Annotated in this window: 6 protein-coding genes; 2 read left to right on the top strand and 4 right to left on the bottom strand. The window is 61.0% G+C overall.

What is annotated here, in order from left to right; translation table 11 throughout:
- Positions 1-89 precede the first annotated feature (89 nt).
- A complete protein-coding gene (locus JFT81_RS27725) occupies positions 90-13,088 on the top strand; it encodes a non-ribosomal peptide synthetase (RefSeq protein ID WP_201230750.1) in 12,999 nt (4,332 codons plus the stop codon).
- Positions 13,089-13,319: 231 nt separating this feature from the next.
- Positions 13,320-14,135 (top strand): alpha/beta fold hydrolase, encoded by an 816-nt coding sequence (locus JFT81_RS27720; RefSeq protein WP_201230749.1) that lies wholly within the window; start codon positions 13,320-13,322, stop codon positions 14,133-14,135.
- A gap of 163 nt (positions 14,136-14,298) precedes the next feature.
- Here the strand turns inward: JFT81_RS27720 and dsbG are convergent, their stop codons facing one another.
- The 4 genes from dsbG to JFT81_RS27700 all read right to left on the bottom strand — a co-directional run bounded on the left by dsbG (position 14,299) and on the right by JFT81_RS27700 (position 18,491).
- Entirely contained in the window at positions 14,299-15,069 is a 771-nt protein-coding gene (dsbG, locus tag JFT81_RS27715) for a thiol:disulfide interchange protein DsbG (RefSeq protein WP_201230748.1), read from the bottom strand.
- Positions 15,045-15,926, bottom strand: a complete 882-nt coding sequence (locus tag JFT81_RS27710; RefSeq protein ID WP_201230747.1) for a TlpA disulfide reductase family protein — start codon at positions 15,924-15,926, stop codon at positions 15,045-15,047. The genes dsbG and JFT81_RS27710 overlap by 25 nt, the downstream gene beginning before the upstream one ends.
- On the bottom strand, positions 15,926-17,659 hold the full coding sequence (dsbD, locus tag JFT81_RS27705) for a protein-disulfide reductase DsbD (protein ID WP_201230746.1): 1,734 nt from the start codon (positions 17,657-17,659) through the stop codon (positions 15,926-15,928). Before dsbD ends, JFT81_RS27710 begins: the two co-directional genes overlap by 1 nt.
- Positions 17,660-17,783: 124 nt before the next feature.
- Positions 17,784-18,491: a hypothetical protein gene (locus JFT81_RS27700; RefSeq protein ID WP_201230736.1), complete on the bottom strand. Its 708-nt coding sequence runs from the start codon at positions 18,489-18,491 to the stop codon at positions 17,784-17,786.
- Between the last annotated feature and the right edge of the window lie 218 nt (positions 18,492-18,709).

The raw sequence follows: 18,709 nt of genomic DNA, 5'->3' as shown, positions 1-18,709 counted from the left end.
CGGCGTAGACCGCGCCCTGCATGCCCTTTGAAGGGTGTGACGCAGCAAACCCGATTCCACTAGCAAGCCGAATTCAGGCAGGAAACCTCATGACCGACGCGTTCGAACTCCCCAGCACTCTGGTCCACGCCCTGCAGCGCCGTGCGGCGTTGACACCGGATCAACTGGCCTTGCGTTTTCTGGCTGAAAACGAAGAGCAGGCTGTGGTACTCAGTTATCGCGAACTGGATCAGCGCGCACGTACCATCGCCGCGGCGTTGCAGGCCGAGGCTGAGTTCGGCGATCGCGCGGTGCTGCTGTTTCCCAGTGGCCCGGACTACGTTGCGGCGTTCTTTGGTTGCCTGTACGCCGGCGTGATCGCGGTGCCGGCTTACCCGCCGGAGTCTGCACGCCGTCATCATCAGGAGCGTCTGCTGTCGATCATCGCCGACGCCGAGCCGCGTCTGTTGCTGACCAGCGCTGACCTGCGCGACGCCTTGCAGCAGATCGAAGGCGCACCGCCGCTGTTGTGTGTCGATACCCTCGACAGCGCGCTGGCCGAGAAGTGGGTCGAGCCCGGCCTGGCGCAGGATCACATCGCCTTCCTGCAATACACCTCCGGCTCCACCGCGCTGCCCAAAGGCGTGCAGGTCAGCCACGGTAACCTGGTCGCCAACGAGCTGTTGATCCGTCACGGCTTCGGCATCGACGTCAACCCGGACGACGTCATCGTCAGTTGGTTGCCGCTGTACCACGACATGGGTTTGATCGGTGGTTTGCTGCAGCCTGTTTTCAGTGGTGTGCCGTGCATTCTGATGTCGCCGGGGTACTTCCTTGGTCGGCCGTTGCGCTGGCTCGAAGCAATCAGCCAATACGGCGGCACCATCAGCGGCGGGCCGGATTTCGCCTACCGTTTGTGCAGTGAGCGAGTCAGCGAGTCGGCGCTTGAACGCCTTGATCTGAGCCGTTGGCGCGTGGCCTATTCCGGTTCCGAACCGATCCGCCTAGACACCCTCGAACGCTTCGCCGAGAAGTTCACTGCGTGCGGTTTCAGCGAAGACAGTTTCATGGCTTCGTACGGTCTGGCCGAAGCGACACTGTTCGTTGCCGGTACACCACGAGGCACCGGCATTCCAGCGTTGCGCGTGGACGATCAGGCGCTGGCGCAAAACCGTGCCGAGCCGGGTGACGGCAGCCCTATCATGAGTTGCGGCATCAGCCAGCCAGAGCATGCGGTGGTGATCGTTGAGCCGATCAGTCTCGAAGAACTCGCCGATAACGCTGTCGGTGAAGTCTGGGCTGCCGGCCCGAGCATCGCCCACGGCTACTGGCGTAACCCCGAAGCCAGCGCCAAGACGTTCGTCCAGCACGCCGGCCGCACTTGGCTGCGTACCGGTGACCTGGGCTTTGTCCGTGACGGTGAGCTGTTCATCACCGGCCGTTTGAAAGACATGCTGATCGTGCGTGGACACAATCTCTATCCGCAGGACATCGAGAAGACCGTCGAGAATGAAGTGGAAGTGGTGCGCAAGGGCCGCGTCGCTGCATTCGCGGTCAGCCAGAATGGCGAGGAGGGCATCGGCATCGCCGCGGAAATCAGCCGCAGCGTGCAGAAAATCCTGCCGCCGGAAGCGTTGATCAAAGCCATCCGCCAAGCTGTGGCCGAGGCTTATCAGGAAGCGCCGAGCGTGGTGGTGCTGCTCAATCCGGGCGCGTTGCCGAAAACCTCCAGCGGTAAATTGCAGCGTTCGGCGTGCCGTAATCGCCTGGCCGATGGCAGCCTCGACAGCTACGCAGTGTTCCCGTCGACCGCAGCCGAAACCGCAGCGTCGAGCACCAGCGTCTCTGAACTCGAAGCGCTGATCGGCAAGATCTGGGCCGAGCAACTCAACGTCAAACAGGTCAACGCCGACGACCATTTCTTCCTGCTCGGCGGCAACTCGATTGCGGCAACTCAAGTGATCGCCAAGGTGCGTGAAGAACTCGGTCTGGAGCTGAACCTGCGATTGCTCTTCGAAGCGCCGACCCTGTGTGCATTTGCCGCTGCGGTGGCGCAGCAGCAACAGGACGGCGGCAGCGCCCAAGGTGCAATCAGCGCGTTGTCGCGCAGCGAGCCGATGCCGCAATCGCTGGCGCAAAACCGTCTGTGGATCACTTGGCAACTCGACCCGCAAAGCAGCGCCTACAACATTCCCGGTGCCCTGCGTTTGCGCGGCGAACTGGACGAAGACGCCTTGCGCGCCAGCTTCCAGCGACTGATCGAACGCCACGAATCCTTGCGTACGCGCTTCTTCGAACGTGACGGCGTGGCCCTGCAACAAGTCGATGCAGCTACCGAGTTCAACCTGCAACTGATCGATCTCAGCGACTTGCCGGCCCACGAGCGTGAAGCCCGTGCCCAGCAGATCCGCGAAGACGAAGCGCGCACCCGGTTTGACCTGGAAAAAGGCCCGCTGCTGTGGGTGACACTGGTCCGCCTCGATGACGAAGATCACCAACTGCTGGTGACGCTGCACCACATCATCGCCGACGGCTGGTCGCTCAATGTTTTGCTCGACGAATTCTCGCGCCTGTACGCCGCTGCAGCGCAAGGCGCGACCGCCAACCTCGCGCCGCTGCCCACCCAGTATGCCGACTACGGCAGTTGGCAGCGTCAATGGCTGGCGCAAGGTGAAGGTGAGCGGCAACTGGCGTATTGGAAAGCGCAGTTGGGCGACGAGCATCCAACCCTGGAACTGGCCAGCGATCACCCGCGTTCTGCGCAGCAGGTTCACAGCGCTGCACGCCACAGTGTGCGTTTGAGCGTCAGCCTCAGTGAGGCGATCCGCACGACCGCGCAGGCCCACGATTCGACACCGTTCATGTTGTTGCTCGCGGCATTCCAGAGCCTGCTGCATCGCTACAGCGGCCAACGTGATATCCGCATCGGTGTGCCGAACGCCAACCGTCCGCGCCTGGAAACCCAGGGCCTGATCGGCTTCTTCATCAACACCCAAGTGCTGCGTGCTGAGGTCGATTCGCGTACGCCGTTCAGCGAATTGCTGGCGCAGGCTCGCCAAACCACCCTCGGTGCCCAGGCACATCAGGATCTGCCATTCGAACAACTGCTCGAAGCCTTCCCGCAGGCCCGCGAACAAGGTTTGTTCCAGGTCATGTTCAACCATCAGCAACGCGACCTAAGCGCGCTGAAACGCCTGCCGGGTCTGCTCGCCGAAGAACTGCCGTGGCACAGCCGCGAAGCCAAGTTCGACCTGCAACTGCACAGTGAAGAGGACCGTAATGGTCGCCTGACGCTGTCATTCGACTACGCCAACGAACGGTTCGACGCCGCGACCATCGCGCGTCTGACCGAGCACTTCAGCAATCTGCTGCGCGATGTTTGCGAGCAACCGCAGCGTGCTGTCGGTGATCTGCAAATGCTCAATGCCATTGAGCACGATCAGCAGACAGACTGGAGCGTCGCCCCGTGCGCCAAGGCTGAGCAATGGCTGCCGGAACTGCTCAACGAACAAGTCCGTCAGACCCCGGAGCGCACCGCGCTGGTGTGGGACGGTGGCAGCCTCGACTTCGCCGAACTGCACACGCAATCCAACCGCCTCGCGCACTACCTGCGCGACAAAGGCGTCGGCCCCGACGTTTGCGTGGCCATCGCCGCCGAGCGCTCGCCGCAACTGCTGGTCGGCCTGCTGGCGATCATCAAGGCCGGTGGCGCCTATGTGCCGCTGGACCCGGATTACCCGGCTGATCGCCTGGCTTACATGCTCAGCGACAGCGGTGTTGAACTGCTCCTGACCCAGACCGAATTGCTTGATCGTTTGCCGGCCAGCGACGGCGTCAGCGTTATCGTCATGGATGCATTGCACCTGGAAAACTGGCCGAGCCAGGCACCGGGCTTGCACTTGCATGGCGACAACCTCGCCTATGTGATTTACACCTCGGGCTCCACTGGCCAACCGAAAGGCGTCGGCAATACCCACGCAGCACTGGCCGAACGTCTGCAATGGATGCAGAACACTTATCGCTTGAATGAAACCGATGTGCTGATGCAAAAAGCCCCGATCAGTTTCGACGTGTCGGTGTGGGAGTGCTTCTGGCCGCTGATCAGTGGTGCGCGTTTGCTGATTGCCGGCCCCGGCGAGCACCGCGATCCGCACCGCATCGCCCAGCTTGTGCAAGCGCACGGCGTGACCACGCTGCACTTTGTGCCGCCACTGCTCTCGCTTTTCATCGACGAGCCGCTGAGCGCCGAATGCACCAGCCTGCGCCGCGTGTTCTCCGGCGGCGAAGCGTTGCCGGCCGAACTGCGCAACCGCGTACTGGCGCAACTGCCGGCGGTGCAATTACACAACCGTTATGGCCCGACCGAAACCGCGATCAACGTCACCCATTGGCATTGCACCACAGCCGATGGCGAGCGCTCGCCGATTGGCCGGCCGCTGGGCAACGTGGTTTGCCGCGTGCTCGATAGCGATCTCAACTCGGTGCCGGCGGGTGTGCCGGGTGAGCTGTGCATCAGCGGTATCGGTCTGGCTCGCGGCTACCTTGGCCGTCCCTCGTTAACTGCCGAGCGTTTCGTCGTTGATCCACTGGGCGAGCAGGGCGCACGTTTGTACCGCACCGGTGACCGCGCACGCTGGACGTCCGATGGCGTGATCGAATACCTCGGCCGTCTCGATCAGCAGGTCAAGCTGCGTGGCTTCCGTGTCGAACCGGAAGAAATCGAAGCCCGTTTGCTCGCTCAGGAAGGCGTCGCCCAAGCCGTGGTGCTGGTGCGCGAAACCGCCGTTGGCGCACAACTGATCGGTTACTTCACCGCGACTGACGTCAGCGAAGATCAGGACGCGCAAATCGCCCGGCTGAAAACCGCACTGGCCGCCGAGCTGCCGGAGTACATGGTGCCGGCGCAACTGATGCGTCTGGACGCAATGCCCTTGAGCCCCAGCGGCAAACTCGACCGCCGCGCCTTGCCTGAACCGCAGTGGCAAGTGCGTGAGCACGTCGAACCGGTCACCGAACTGCAGCAACAGATCGCCGCGATCTGGCGCGAAGTGCTCGGCCTGGCGCAAGTCGGTCTGCGCGACGACTTCTTCGCCCTCGGCGGTCACTCGCTGCTGGCCACGCAAATCATCTCGCGCAGCCGTCAGGCCTGCGACGTCGAACTGCCGTTGCGCGCCTTGTTCGAGCACAGCGAACTCGGTGATTTCGCCGAGCAGATCCGCTTGATCCAGGCCAGCGGCCGCACCAATAAACAGCCGCCAATCGACAAAGTCGACCGCAGCCAACCGGTGCCGCTGTCGTATTCACAACAGCGCATGTGGTTCCTCTGGCAGATGGAACCGGACAGCCCGGCGTACAACGTCGGCGGTATGGCGCGCCTGCGTGGTGTGTTGCATGTCGAGCGTTTCGAGTCGGCGTTGCAAGCGCTGATCCTGCGTCACGAAACCCTGCGCACCACGTTCCCGAGCGTTGATGGCGTCGCCCGTCAGCAGGTACATGCCGAGACTGGCGTGCGCATGGGCTGGAAGGATTTCTCAAAACTTGGCGCCGATGTGCGCGAGCAGAAGGTTCAGCAACTGGCCGACGAAGAGGCGCATCAGCCATTCGATCTGGAAACCGGGCCGCTGCTGCGTGCCTGTCTGGTGAAGACCGCCGAGCACGAACATTACTTCGTCCTGACTCTGCACCACATCGTCACCGAAGGCTGGGCGATGGATATTTTCGCCCGCGAACTCAGCGCGCTTTACGAAGCGTTTGTCGATGACCGCGATTCGCCGCTGGAACCACTGCCGGTGCAATACCTCGACTACAGCGTCTGGCAGCGTAACTGGCTGGAGTCCGGTGAGCGTCAACGCCAACTCGACTACTGGACGGCGCAACTCGGTCGCGAGCATCCGCTGCTGGAATTGCCCGGCGATCGTCCGCGTCCGCCGGTGCAAAGCCATCAGGGTGAACTGTTCCGCTTCGACCTCAGCGACGATCTCGCCGCTCGCGTGCGTGCGTTCAATGCAAAAAATGGTCTGACCCTGTTCATGACCATGACTGCCGCGCTTGCCACGCTGCTCTACCGCTACAGCGGCCAGACCGATTTGCGCATCGGCGCGCCGGTGGCCAACCGTATTCGCCCGGAAAGCGAAGGGCTGATCGGTGCGTTCCTCAACACTCAGGTGCTGCGTTGCCAGCTCGACGGGATGATGTCGGTCGGCGAATTGTTCGAGCAGGTGCGCCACACCGTGATCGAAGGCCAGTCGCATCAGGATCTGCCGTTCGATCATCTGGTTGAAACCCTGCAGCCACCGCGCAGTGCCGCGTACAACCCGCTGTTCCAGGTGATGTGCAACGTGCAGCGCTGGGAATTCCAGCAGAGCCGAATGCTCGCCGGCATGACCGTCGAGTACCTGGCCAACGATGCGCGAGCGACCAAATTCGACCTCAACCTGGAAGTCACCGACCTCGACCATCGCCTCGGTTGCTGCCTGACTTACAGCACCGATTTGTTCGATGAACCGACCATCGCGCGCATGGCCAGGCATTGGCGCAACTTGCTCGAAGCGCTGATTGCCGATCCGCAACAACGTCTCAGCGAATTGCCGCTGCTCGATGCGCCTGAGCAACAGCAACTGCTCGACAGCCTTGGCATCGAGCCGGGCGAGCATCGTCTCGACCAGTGCATCCATCACCTGTTCGCCGAGCAGGCACTGGCGCGCAAAGACGCGCCGGCCCTGACCTTCGCCGGGCAGACCCTGAGCTATGCCGAACTGGATGCCCGCGCCAATCGCCTGGCCTGGGCTCTGCGTGAGCGCGGGGTTGGCCCGCAAGTGCGGGTCGGTCTGGCGCTGGAGCGTTCGCTGGAAATGGTCATCGGCCTGCTGGCGATTCTCAAGTCTGGCGGCGCCTATGTGCCGCTCGACCCGGAATACCCGCTCGACCGCTTGCACTACATGATCGAAGACAGCCGTATCGGCCTGCTGCTCAGCGACCGTGCAATGTTCAAAGCCCTTGGTGATTTACCGTCGAGCGTGGCGCGCTGGAGTCTTGAAGAAGACAGCGCGGCGCTGGCCGATTACCCGGCCACCGAGCTGCCATTTATCAGCTTGCCGCAGCATCAGGCGTATCTGATCTACACCTCGGGTTCGACCGGCAAACCGAAAGGCGTGGTGGTTTCCCACGGCGAAATCGCCATGCACTGCCAAGCCGTTATCGAACGCTTCGGCATGCGCCCGGACGACTGCGAGCTGCACTTCTATTCGATCAACTTCGACGCTGCTACCGAGCGTTTGCTGGTGCCGCTGCTCAGCGGCGCGCAAGTGGTGCTGCGAGCACAAGGCCAATGGGACGCGGAAGAAATCTGCGGTTTGATCCGTACGCATAAAATCAACGTGCTCGGTTTCACCCCGAGCTACGGCAGCCAGTTGGCGCAGTTCCTGGCGACGCAAAACGACATCCTGCCGGTGCGGATGATCATCACTGGCGGCGAAGCGTTGACCGGTGAGCACCTGCAACGCATTCGCGCAGCGTTCAAACCGTCGATGTTCTTCAACGCCTACGGCCCGACCGAAACCGTGGTCATGCCACTGGCCAGTCTGGCGCCGGAGGTGCTGGAAGAGGGCGCCGGCAGCGTGCCGATCGGCAGCGTTATCGGCGCGCGTGTGGCGTACATTCTCGACGCCGATCTGGCGCTGGTGCCGCAAGGCGCGACCGGTGAATTGTTCGTCGGCGGCGCCGGTTTGGCGCAGGCGTATCACGACCGTCCGGGCATCACTGCCGAACGTTTTGTCGCTGACCCGTTCGCCACCGATGGCGGGCGCATGTACCGCACCGGCGACCTGGTGCGCCAGCGTGCCGATGGTTTGGTGGAATACCTGGGACGGATCGACCATCAGGTGAAGATCCGCGGTTTCCGTATCGAGCTGGGCGAAATCGAAACGCGCCTGCTCGATCACGATTCGATTCGCGAAGCCGTGGTGCTGGCACTGGATGCGCCGAGCGGCAAGCAACTGGTTGGCTATCTGGTGACCGAAGTTGCTGAGCAAAACGAAGCCAAACAGGCTGAACTGCGCGACGCGCTCAAGTCGCACCTCAAGACGCAACTGCCGGATTACATGGTGCCGACGCATCTGATCCTGCTGGCGAGCATGCCGCTGACCGCCAATGGCAAACTCGACCGCCGTGCCTTGCCAGCGCCGGACCCGGAGCTGAACCGTCAGGACTACGTCGCCCCAAGCAACGAGCTGGAGCAGACCCTGGCGCAGATCTGGTGCGAGGTGCTCAACGTCGAGCAGGTCGGCCTCAACGACAACTTCTTCGAGCTGGGTGGCGATTCGATTCTGTCGATTCAAGTGGTAAGCCGCGCCCGCCAGCAAGGCATTCATTTCAGCCCGCGTGACCTGTTCCAGCATCAGACTGTGCAGACACTTGCTGCTGTGGCCAGCCGCACCGAGCAAGTGACGGCCGAGCAAGGTCTGGTGACCGGTGAATCGCGTTTGACGCCGATTCAGCATTGGTTCTTCGACACGGAAATCCCTGAGCGTCAGCACTGGAACCAGGCTTTGCTGCTGGAGCCGGCCGTGGCCCTCGAACCGCATCGTCTGGAGCAGGCGCTGCTGGCGGTGATTGAGCAGCATGATGCGTTACGGCTGCGTTTCAGCGAGGTCAACAGCCAGTGGCAAGCGACACATCAACCGGTGTCCGATGGCGCGGTGTTGTGGCAAGTACGCGTGCCGTCGATGGACAAGTGCGCAGCGCTGTTCGCCGATGCCCAGCGCAGCCTTGATCTGGAAAACGGCCCGCTGGTTCGCGCCTTGCTGGTAGACGGCCCTGAGGGTCAGCAACGGCTGTTTATCGCGATCCATCACTTGGTGGTCGACGGTGTTTCGTGGCGTGTGTTGCTCGACGATGTGCAAACGGTGTATCGCCAACTGGATGCCGAACAGGCGGTGAAGCTGCCGGCAAAAACCAGTGCCTTCAAAGACTGGGCGGCACGTTTGCAGGCTTATGCCGGCAGCGAATCCCTGCGCGAAGAACTCAACTGGTGGCAGACCCAACTGGCCGGCCCGAACGCTGATCTGCCGTGCGAAAACCCGCAGGGCGGCCAGCAGAACCTCCACGCCCAAACCGTTAGCGTGCGCCTCGATGCCGAGCACACCAGACAGTTGCTGCAACAGGCGCCGGCCGCCTATCGCACTCAGGTCAACGACCTGTTGCTGACCGCGCTGGCCCGCGTGCTGTGCCGCTGGAACGGTCAGCCGTCGGCGCTGATTCAACTGGAAGGCCATGGCCGCGAAACCCTGTTCGACGAGATCGACCTGACTCGCACCGTTGGCTGGTTCACCAGCGCTTATCCATTACGCTTGACCCCGCACAACGTCGAAGACGCTGCCGGGCAGGGCGCTTCGATCAAAGCAATCAAAGAGCAACTGCGCGCCGTGCCGCACAAAGGCCTCGGTTATGGCGTGCTGCGTTATCTCGCCGACGACCTCAGCCAGCGCAGCATGGCCGCGCTGCCGCATGCGCCGGTCACGTTCAACTACCTCGGCCAGTTCGACCAGAGTTTCGGCAACGATGCGTTGTTCCGTCCGCTGGATGAGCCGGTCGGTGCTGCCCACGATCCGCAGGCGCCATTACCGAACGAGTTGAGCATCGACAGCCAGGTTTACGGCGGTGAATTGCTCTTGCGCTGGACCTTCAGCGCCGAGCGTTACGAAGCGCAGACCATCAGCGATCTGGCCGATGCCTACCTCGGCGAGCTGCAAAACCTGATCACCCATTGCCTGCAAGACGAGGCCGGTGGCCTGACGCCGTCGGACTTCCCGCTGGCCAGGCTGACACAGGCGCAACTCGATGCCTTGCCGGTGCCCGCCGCGCACATCGAAGACGTCTATCCGCTGACGCCGATGCAGGAAGGCATGTTGCTGCACACCTTGCTCGAACCGGGCACTGGCCTCTACTACATGCAGGATCGCTACCGCATCAACAGCGAACTCGACCCTGAGCGTTTCGCCCAGGCCTGGCAAGCGGTGGTCGCCCGTCATGAAGCGTTGCGTGCGTCGTTCTGCTGGAACGTCGGCGAAGACATGCTGCAAGTGATCCATACGCCGGGCCGTACACCAATCGAGTATCTGGACTGGAGCGCCATCGCCGAAACCGAGCAGGAGCCGAAGCTGCAAGCGCTGCTGAAAAGCGAGCGCGAGGCTGGTTTCGATCTGCTCAATCAGGCGCCGTTCCACTTGCGCCTGATCAAGGTCGGTGCGGCGCGTTACTGGTTCATGATGAGCAACCACCACATCCTTATCGATGCCTGGTGCCGCTCGTTGTTGATGAACGACTTCTTCGAGATCTACACCGCTCTGGGTGAAGGTCGCGATGCACAGCTTGCCGTGCCGCCGCGTTATCGCGATTACATCGGCTGGCTGCAACGCCAGAGCCTGGCGCAAGCGCGGCAGTGGTGGCAGCAGAACCTGCAAGGGTTCGAGCGCACCACGCCGATCCCGAGCGACCGGCCGTTCCTGCGTGAACACGCTGGTGAAAGCGGCGGCATGATCGTCGGCGACCGCTACACCCGGCTCAATGTCGAGGACGGTGCGCGTCTGCGAGAACTGGCGCAGGCGCATCAGTTGACCATCAACACCTTCGCCCAAGCGGCGTGGGCGCTGGTATTGCGGCGCATGAGCGGTGATCGCGACGTGCTGTTCGGTGTGACCGTGGCCGGGCGTCCGGTGGACATGCCGGAGATGCAACGCACCGTCGGCCTGTTCATCAACAGTATTGCGCTGCGGGTGAAAATGCCTGAGGACGATCAGCGCGCCAGCGTCCGTCAGTGGCTGAGCGGTTTGCTCGACAGCAACATGCAACTGCGTGAGTACGAATACCTGCCATTGGTGAACATCCAGGAACAGAGCGAATTGCCGAAAGGCCAGCCGCTGTTCGACAGTCTGTTTGTCTTCGAAAACGCCCCGGTGGAAGTCTCGGTACTGGATCGCGCGCAGAGCCTGAATGCGACCTCGGACTCCGGTCGAACCCACACCAACTTCCCGCTGACGGCGGTGTGTTATCCGGGCGATGACCTGGGTCTGCACCTGTCTTATGACCAGCGTTACTTCGACGAATCGACCATCGAGCGCATGCTCGGCGAGTTCAAGCGTCTGCTGCTGGCGCTGGTCGATGGTTTCCATGGCGACATGGCTGACTTGCCGCTGCTGGGCGTCGAGGAACAGGACTTCCTGCTCCACGGGTGCAACCAGAGTGCCCACGATTATCCGCTCGAGCAGAGCTACGTTGCGCTGTTCGAAGCGCAGGTTGCCGCGCATCCGCAGCGCATCGCCGCGACGTGCCTTGATCAGCAGCAGAGCTATGCAGAGCTGAACCACAGCGCCAACCGTCTCGGCCATGCACTGGTCGCCGCCGGCGTGCAGATGGATCAACCGGTGGCGCTGCTCGCCGAGCGTAATCTCGATCTGCTGGGCATGATCATCGGCGGCTTCAAGGCCGGTGCGGGTTATCTGCCGCTGGATCCGGGCCTGCCGAGCCAGCGTCTGCAACGCATCATTGAGCTGAGTCGCACGCCGGTACTGGTCTGCAGCGAAGCCTGTCGCGGCCAGGCGCAGACCTTGCTGGATGAATTCAGCTGCGCCAATCGTCCACGCTTGCTGGTGTGGGAAGAGGTTCAAGCGGCGGCGAACTCGGCGCAGAACCTGGGCATTTACAGCGCCCCGGACAACCTCGCTTACGTGATCTACACCTCGGGCTCCACCGGCCTGCCGAAAGGCGTGATGGTCGAGCAGCGCGGCATGCTCAATAACCAGTTGAGCAAGGTGCCGTACCTGAAGTTGAGCGACGCCGACGTCATCGCGCAGACCGCTTCGCAAAGCTTCGACATTTCCGTCTGGCAGTTCCTAGCCGCGCCGCTGTTCGGCGCGCGTGTGGACATCGTGCCGAACACCATCGCCCACGATCCGCAAGGTTTGCTGGTGCATGTGCAGGCGCAGGGCATCACCGTGCTGGAGAGCGTACCGTCGCTGATTCAGGGCATGCTCGCCGCGGAGCGCCTGAGCCTCGACGGCTTGCGCTGGATGTTGCCGACCGGTGAAGCGATGCCGCCGGAACTGGCGCACCAATGGCTGCTGCGTTACCCGGACATCGGTCTGGTCAACGCTTACGGCCCGGCAGAGTGCTCGGATGACGTGGCATTCTTCCGCGTCGACATGGCGTCGACGCGCGGCAGCTATTTGCCGATCGGCACGCCGACCGACAACAACTTGCTGTACCTGGTCGATGGTGCGCTGGAGTTGGTGCCGCTGGGCGCGGTGGGTGAGTTGTGCGTGGCCGGGACTGGCGTCGGTCGCGGTTATGTCAGCGATCCGCTGCGCACCGCCCCAGTGTTTGTGCCGAACCCGTTCGGCGCGCCGGGCGAGCGTCTGTATCGCACCGGTGACCTGGCGCGCCGTCGCAGTGATGGAGTGCTGGAATACGTTGGCCGCGTCGACCATCAAGTGAAGATTCGCGGTTACCGCATCGAGCTGGGTGAAATCGAAGCACGCCTGCATGAACAGCCGGAAGTGCGCGATGGCGCAGTGGGTGTGCAGGAAGGCGTAAACGGTAAGCACTTGGTCGGCTATCTGGTCGCTGCTGACACCGCGCTGAATCCAAGCGAACGTCTGGAGCGGATCAAACATCGCCTGCGTGCCGAACTGCCGGAATACATGGTGCCGCTGCACTGGTTGTGGCTCGATCAACTGCCGTTGAATGCCAACGGCAAACTGGATCGCAAAGCCCTGCCGGCGCTGGAGATCGGCCAGTTGCAGAGCCACGACTATCTGGCGCCACGCAATGATCTTGAACAGACGTTGGCGGACATTTGGGCCGAGGTGCTTAAGGTCGAGAAGGTCGGTGTGCGCGACAACTTCTTCGAGCTTGGCGGCCATTCGTTGCTGGCCACGCAGATCGCCTCGCGGGTGCAGAAAACCCTGCAACGCGACGTGCCGCTGCGGGCGATGTTCGAGTGCAGCACGGTGGAGGAGTTGGCCGAGTACATTGATGGACTGGCGGCGAGTGACATTACCGAGGAGAAGGTTGACCGCTTGAATGATCTGATGGCGGAACTGGAGGGTCTCTAGTTTTTTCGGTGTCTTTTCCGGCCTCATCGCTGGCAAGCCAGCTCCCACAGTAATCGAACATGATCACAAATTTTGTGTTCACTCTAGAACCTGTGGGAGCTGGCTTGTCAGCGATGGCGTCAGTGCATTCAACAAATTTCAACAGGAACATTTTTAGACATTTCCCCGATTGACGATCAGGAACCGGCAGCTCAGTCTGCCGGTTCTGTTATTTACCGCGCAGGTGAATCGATGCCCTTTTTCACGGTTGACGGACAAGCATTGCATTACATCGATCAAGGCAGCGGCCCGGCAGTCTTGCTGGCCGGCAGTTATCTGTGGGATCAGGCCATGTGGGCGCCGCAGATCGCCGCGTTATCGCCCCATTACCGGGTGATTGCCCTCGATCTGTGGGGCCACGGCGAGTCAGGGCGGTTACCCGAAGGCACGACATCACTGGACGACATCGCCCGTCAGGCGCAGGCCTTGCTCGATCATCTGCAGATCGATCAGGTGACCCTCGCCGGGTTGTCGGTCGGTGGCATGTGGGGCGCACGTTTGGCACTCTCGGCGCCACAACGGATCAACGGTCTGGTGCTGATGGATACCTATCTCGGCATCGAGCCGGAACCTACCCGTCAATACTATTTCTCGCTGTTCAAGCAGATCGAAGAAACCGGTGAAATCTCCGAGCAACTGCTCGACATCGTCGTGCCGATTTTCTTCCGTCCCGGTATTGATCCACAGTCGGCGCTGTATCAGGGTTTTCGCGCGAAACTGGCGGCCTATTCGTCTGATCGACTGAGCGAAAGCATTGTGCCGATCGGGCGCATCACCTTTGGCCGCAATGATCTGTTGCCGCGCCTGAGCGAGTTGGATGCAGCCAGAACATTGGTGCTGTGCGGCGATCAGGACAAACCACGGCCACCGTCAGAAGCAAAGGAAATGGCCGAGTTGATTGGCTGCCCGTGCGTGCTGGTGCCCCAGGCGGGGCATATTTCCAATCTGGAGAACCCGGAGTTTGTCACGGAGGTGTTGTTTAGCTTCCTCAGTGAGCGCAACCGTTAGGCCGCGTTATCGTTCTTCGCGGGCAAGCCTTGCTCCTACAGGATTTTGTGGCCGCTTCGGTCACCGTAGGAGCAAGCCTGTAGTGGTTCAGTTTTTTTAAACCATTCCGTAGGAGCAAGGCTTGCCCGCGAAGAGGCCAGATCAGGCAATAAAGCTTTGTGCGTTATTTAGGTCCGAGAATCTGCGCCAGCTTCTCCGGCGACGGCGCCCCTTGTTGCTGTTGCAACTCGCCCTTGGCATCCATATAGAAAATCGCCGGAGTGGCCTGCAAATCCAGGTCTTCCATCAACTGCATGTTCGCTGCCAGTTTGGTCTGCACCGCTGCCGGGATATCTTTCAACGCCTTGAGCGAGCTGCCCTTGCCAGCCTTTTCGTGATCTTCCAGCGCCTTGCTCGGATCTTTGGCGGCCAGCAACGCTGCTGATTTGCCCGGACTGTCTTCGCGGATGATCCCGACCATGATGTGCCGCAGTTGCACCTTGCCGGCCTTGACCCACGGCCGCGCCTGCTCCCAGAACATGTTGCAGTACGGGCAGTTCGGGTCACTGAACAGGTAGACGGTGCGCGGTGCGTCCTTGTTGCCGTCCTGAATCCAGTTGCTCGCTTCGAACTTGGCCCAGACTTCTTTGGCCATCGGCGCGTAGACCAGTTTTTGCAATGGTTCGCTGCTCAAGTCCTTGCCATCGGCGTCGTACAGATTACCGAGCAGCACGTGTTTGCCGTCCGGCGTCAGGTACAGCGCCATGCCACGATTCTGATACTGCGCCGCGTAACCGCGCAGACCATCGGGCGCATCGAACTGACCGACGATTTTCGCGCCTTTGGCCTCGATCTGCTTGATCGCGGCCGGCAATTCTTCAGCAGCCTGCACCGACGGCAGGTGTAACAGGGCAGTGCCCAGGGTCAGCGTCAGCAGGTGGCGGAGGCGGGGCATGGCAGTTTCCTTGCAGAGGTGGCCGGTGCGGCAGCCGGAATCGAATGTGGGGTTGGGGTATCGAAGTTTTCCAGGGCGCGGGCCAGGCTGGCGTTCGATAGCTCCCCAAGGTGACTGCTCAGCAGTCGACCGTCGGGGCTATAGAACAGCGTAGTCGGCAATGCCATGGAGCCTACGGCCTGACCCAACCGACCGCTGCGGTCGAACAGCACGTTGTTCAGGCTCAGGCCCTGGGTTTCGAGGAACGTTGCGACGCTTTGCATGCTTTCGGCCTGATTGACGAACAGGAACGTCAGGTCAGGACGCTGCTGCTGAGCGTTTTCCAGCACCGGCATTTCGCGCCGGCAGGGCGGGCACCAGGTTGCCCACAGGTTGATCACCAGCGGACCACCCTGATAATCGCTGAGCTGGATGGTTTCCCCGGCCGCGTTACGCAGGGTGATATCCGGCAGTCGAGTGCCTTGTTCATAGAGGTTCAGCGACAGCGTTGCCAACAACCAGAACAGCACGCCACTGGCAACGCCAAAACCCAATGGGCGACGCAAGCCCGGCCGACGCCAGCCGCGATACAGCGCGGCCAGCAGCAATACGATCACCCCCGGCCATGCGAGAAAACCGCCGTCACGCAGATCGATGATCTGCCACGGATCGTTGCGATAGTGCGACCAGTACAGCAGCACAAACGCCACGCGCGCGGCCAGCATGCCCAGTAGAAACAGGCTGAACAGCGCCGACTCGGGGTTATCGCCACCACGTTTGGCCACCCGCCAGCCGACAAAGGTCGCCAGCGCCAGGGCGCTGATCAGCAGCAGGTGGTTAAGCGCGATGGCAAAGGTGCCGAGGGTGAAAGTCAGCATTAATTGGCGTCCCGGGTGGTGGCCCAGCGTTGCAGGAACGTGTCGGCATCGACTTCACCAGTGATGCGCTGGCTGCGCCGCTCTTCGCCATCGGCGCCGATCCAGACGAAACTCGGTGGCCCCGGCACTTTGTAGCGACCCAGCAATTCGCGGCTGGCGGCATTGTCGGCGGTGACATCCAGTCTGAGCAGGCGCACGTCGCTCAGCGCCTGCATGACCTTGTCTTTACCGAATACCTGTTTCTCCATGACTTTGCACGACACGCACCAGTCGGCGTAATAGTCGAGCAAGACCCATTGGCCCTGGGCTTTCGCCGCAGCAAGTTCGCTTTGCAATGCCGCAGGATCCTTGATCGTAGTGAACGCTTCATGGCCACTGGCTGAAGCGTTGACCGCGCGACCAGCGCTGTAAACCTGCAACGGCTGATACGGATCATCACTGCCGCCCGCCGCGCCGATTACCAGCAAACCGCCCCACAAACCCAACAACAAGGAGGTAGCGCCGAACAACTGGGCAACCCGGCCATAGCCTTCAGATTGTTTCCAGGCACAGAACGCGGCGATCAGCAGCAAGGCCCCGCACAAGCCCAGCCACAGGGACGGATCCAACACCGGGCGCAACATCAGCAGCGCGGTGGCGAGGAACAGGAAACCGAACACGCCCTTGAGCAAGTTCATCCAGTCGCCCGGTTTTGGCAGAAAGCGATTGCCCACCGTCACCAACAGCAACAGCGGCACACCGATGCCGATGCCCAGCGAGAACAGAATCAGACCGCCGTGCAGGGCGTTACCGCTCTGCGCGATGTACAACAGCGCACCCGCCAGCGGCGCAGTCATGCATGGACCCACCAACAAACCGGACAGCGCGCCGAGCACCCCGGCGCCGATCAGGCTGCCACCGGTGCGACTGCGCGAGGCGTGTTCCAGTCGGTCACGCAGCGCGACCGGCAATTGCAGTTCAAAGAAACCGAACATCGGCAGCGCCAGCACCACAAACACTGCCGCAAAGGTGCCGAGCAACCAAGGGTTCTGCAACCAGGCCTGCAGGTTCGCGCCGAGCAGCGCGGCAATCACCCCCATCGCCGCATACACCAGGGCCATGCAGATCACATAACTGCTGGCCAGCGCGAAGCCTCGACGCGGCGTTGCACCACTACCGACGATCATCCCGGCCAGAATCGGCAACATCGGCAACGTGCAAGGGGTGAAGGCCAGCAACAGGCCAAGGCCGAAAAACACCAGCAAACTCCAGCCCAGCGCGCGTTGTTGCAGGTTGCTGGCAAGGGCTTGATCCGGTGCTTCGGTGCTGGCGGCGACGGCGGCTTTGCCACCCAGATCAATCACCCTTGTTTGCGGCGGATAGCACAGACCGGCATCGGCACAGCCCTGATAGCTGACCTTGATCTGCCCGCTGGCCGAAGCCGGGATTTTGACTTCCAGGCCTTGGCGATACACCGGTTGTTCGCCGAAGAACTCATCGCTGTGCGATTCGCCTTGGGGCAAGGCCGGCTGTTGTTCTGCCGTCAGTCCATCGAATTTCAGGCGTTTCTGATACAGGTAGTAGCCGTCGGTGATCTGCCAGAACAACTGGGTTTCACCGGATTCCAGGCGCTCGGAGGTGAGCACGAACGCCTTGTCGACCGGGAGAAATTCCGGTTTCGTCTCAAACGGGTTGTTCCCGGCCTGGGCCAGACTCGAAATCAGCAAAGCAAATAATAGAAAAAAACGACGCATGGAGGAGCCTTGTCCCTGTGCAAGTGTGGCGAACAATGGGGGCTAGAGATTAACCGATGATTAACCTCGTCCGGAAACCCGCTGTCCCGCCAGGCGCTTCATTTGTTCGGCGCCGTCGCCTAGCTCAGTCGCGCAACAGGCCTGGCCAACTGACGTCATCGACGTCGATCGGTCCTGCGAGGAGCCTGAATGTCATCAGGTTGTATCTCAGGTACTGGTTACCCGTCAGAAAAATGTAGTAGTAACTGTCGGCCAGTGACCGGTCATTCTGAACGGCAGTAATGATCCTGTGTTTATACGGTTCCAGTCCGGGCCAAGTGTCGTCAGTGATTTCGTTATGGAACAGTTTATGTTTGGCGGAAGTTAAATCCAGAGAGAGATACGAACCATCGTTAAGTAAAAATTCGAAGCCATAATGTTGTAATGCGGTTTGTCGCCAAGTGCCGGCGACGATGCGCTCAAAGTAGGGCTCAAGCATCCACCATGGCGATTTCAACAGGGGCATGAAACTGTTAGCTCTGTCGGCGTCCTGATCGTATTTGCAGACCATGGGTTGCTCGCCGTCATGATAGAAAAACCACGAGATATCGGAGTCAATCCCCAGGTACTCTGCGCTTTTAAAGCCAGTGGTGGTAAATCCGAAGCGCAAATCCTTTACATAGGGATGAAAGCCATGCCAGTTGCTGGCATTGGCGGTAGTGGGATGTCCATCAATAACGCGGTTGTCCGCAATGTCGAAGCGGGAATAAGTATTGGTGTCTTTAAAGAAAAAGTAGATTTTGTCTTTTCCTGCGCGCCAGTCGACAGCGACGAAGTTTTTTAGTTGGGGCATGATTATGTCCTGATTGAAAGTTGTTAGTAGGGTGGGTTGCTGTTATTGACAATAATCTAACAATCGTTAAAAGGGCGGTGGCCTGTTATACGGTTTGTTTCTAACTTGGATTGTCAAGCGCATGTTTAAAGAGTTGGCTGATGAAAAAGTGCAATTGAACAGGGGGGGCAGAACCCTATTTGCTGCTGCGCTTCTCGCCAGCGATAGCGCTTGCCATA

Origin of the sequence: Pseudomonas sp. TH43 (assembly GCF_016650635.1) — a bacterium.
GTDB lineage: Bacteria > Pseudomonadota > Gammaproteobacteria > Pseudomonadales > Pseudomonadaceae > Aquipseudomonas.
The sequence above is the reverse complement of the archived record's forward strand: the minus strand, read 5'-3'. Positions and strand labels throughout refer to the sequence as shown.

Excerpts from the sequence above, each read along its gene's own strand:
- JFT81_RS27725 (WP_201230750.1), top strand. The coding sequence starts at position 90 with ATGACCGACGCGTTCGAACTCCCCAGCACTCTGGTCCACGCCCTGCAG.
- JFT81_RS27720 (WP_201230749.1), top strand. The coding sequence starts at position 13,320 with ATGCCCTTTTTCACGGTTGACGGACAAGCATTGCATTACATCGATCAA.
- dsbG (WP_201230748.1), bottom strand. The coding sequence starts at position 15,069 with ATGCCCCGCCTCCGCCACCTGCTGACGCTGACCCTGGGCACTGCCCTG.
- JFT81_RS27710 (WP_201230747.1), bottom strand. The coding sequence starts at position 15,926 with ATGCTGACTTTCACCCTCGGCACCTTTGCCATCGCGCTTAACCACCTG.
- dsbD (WP_201230746.1), bottom strand. The coding sequence starts at position 17,659 with ATGCGTCGTTTTTTTCTATTATTTGCTTTGCTGATTTCGAGTCTGGCC.
- JFT81_RS27700 (WP_201230736.1), bottom strand. The coding sequence starts at position 18,491 with ATGCCCCAACTAAAAAACTTCGTCGCTGTCGACTGGCGCGCAGGAAAA.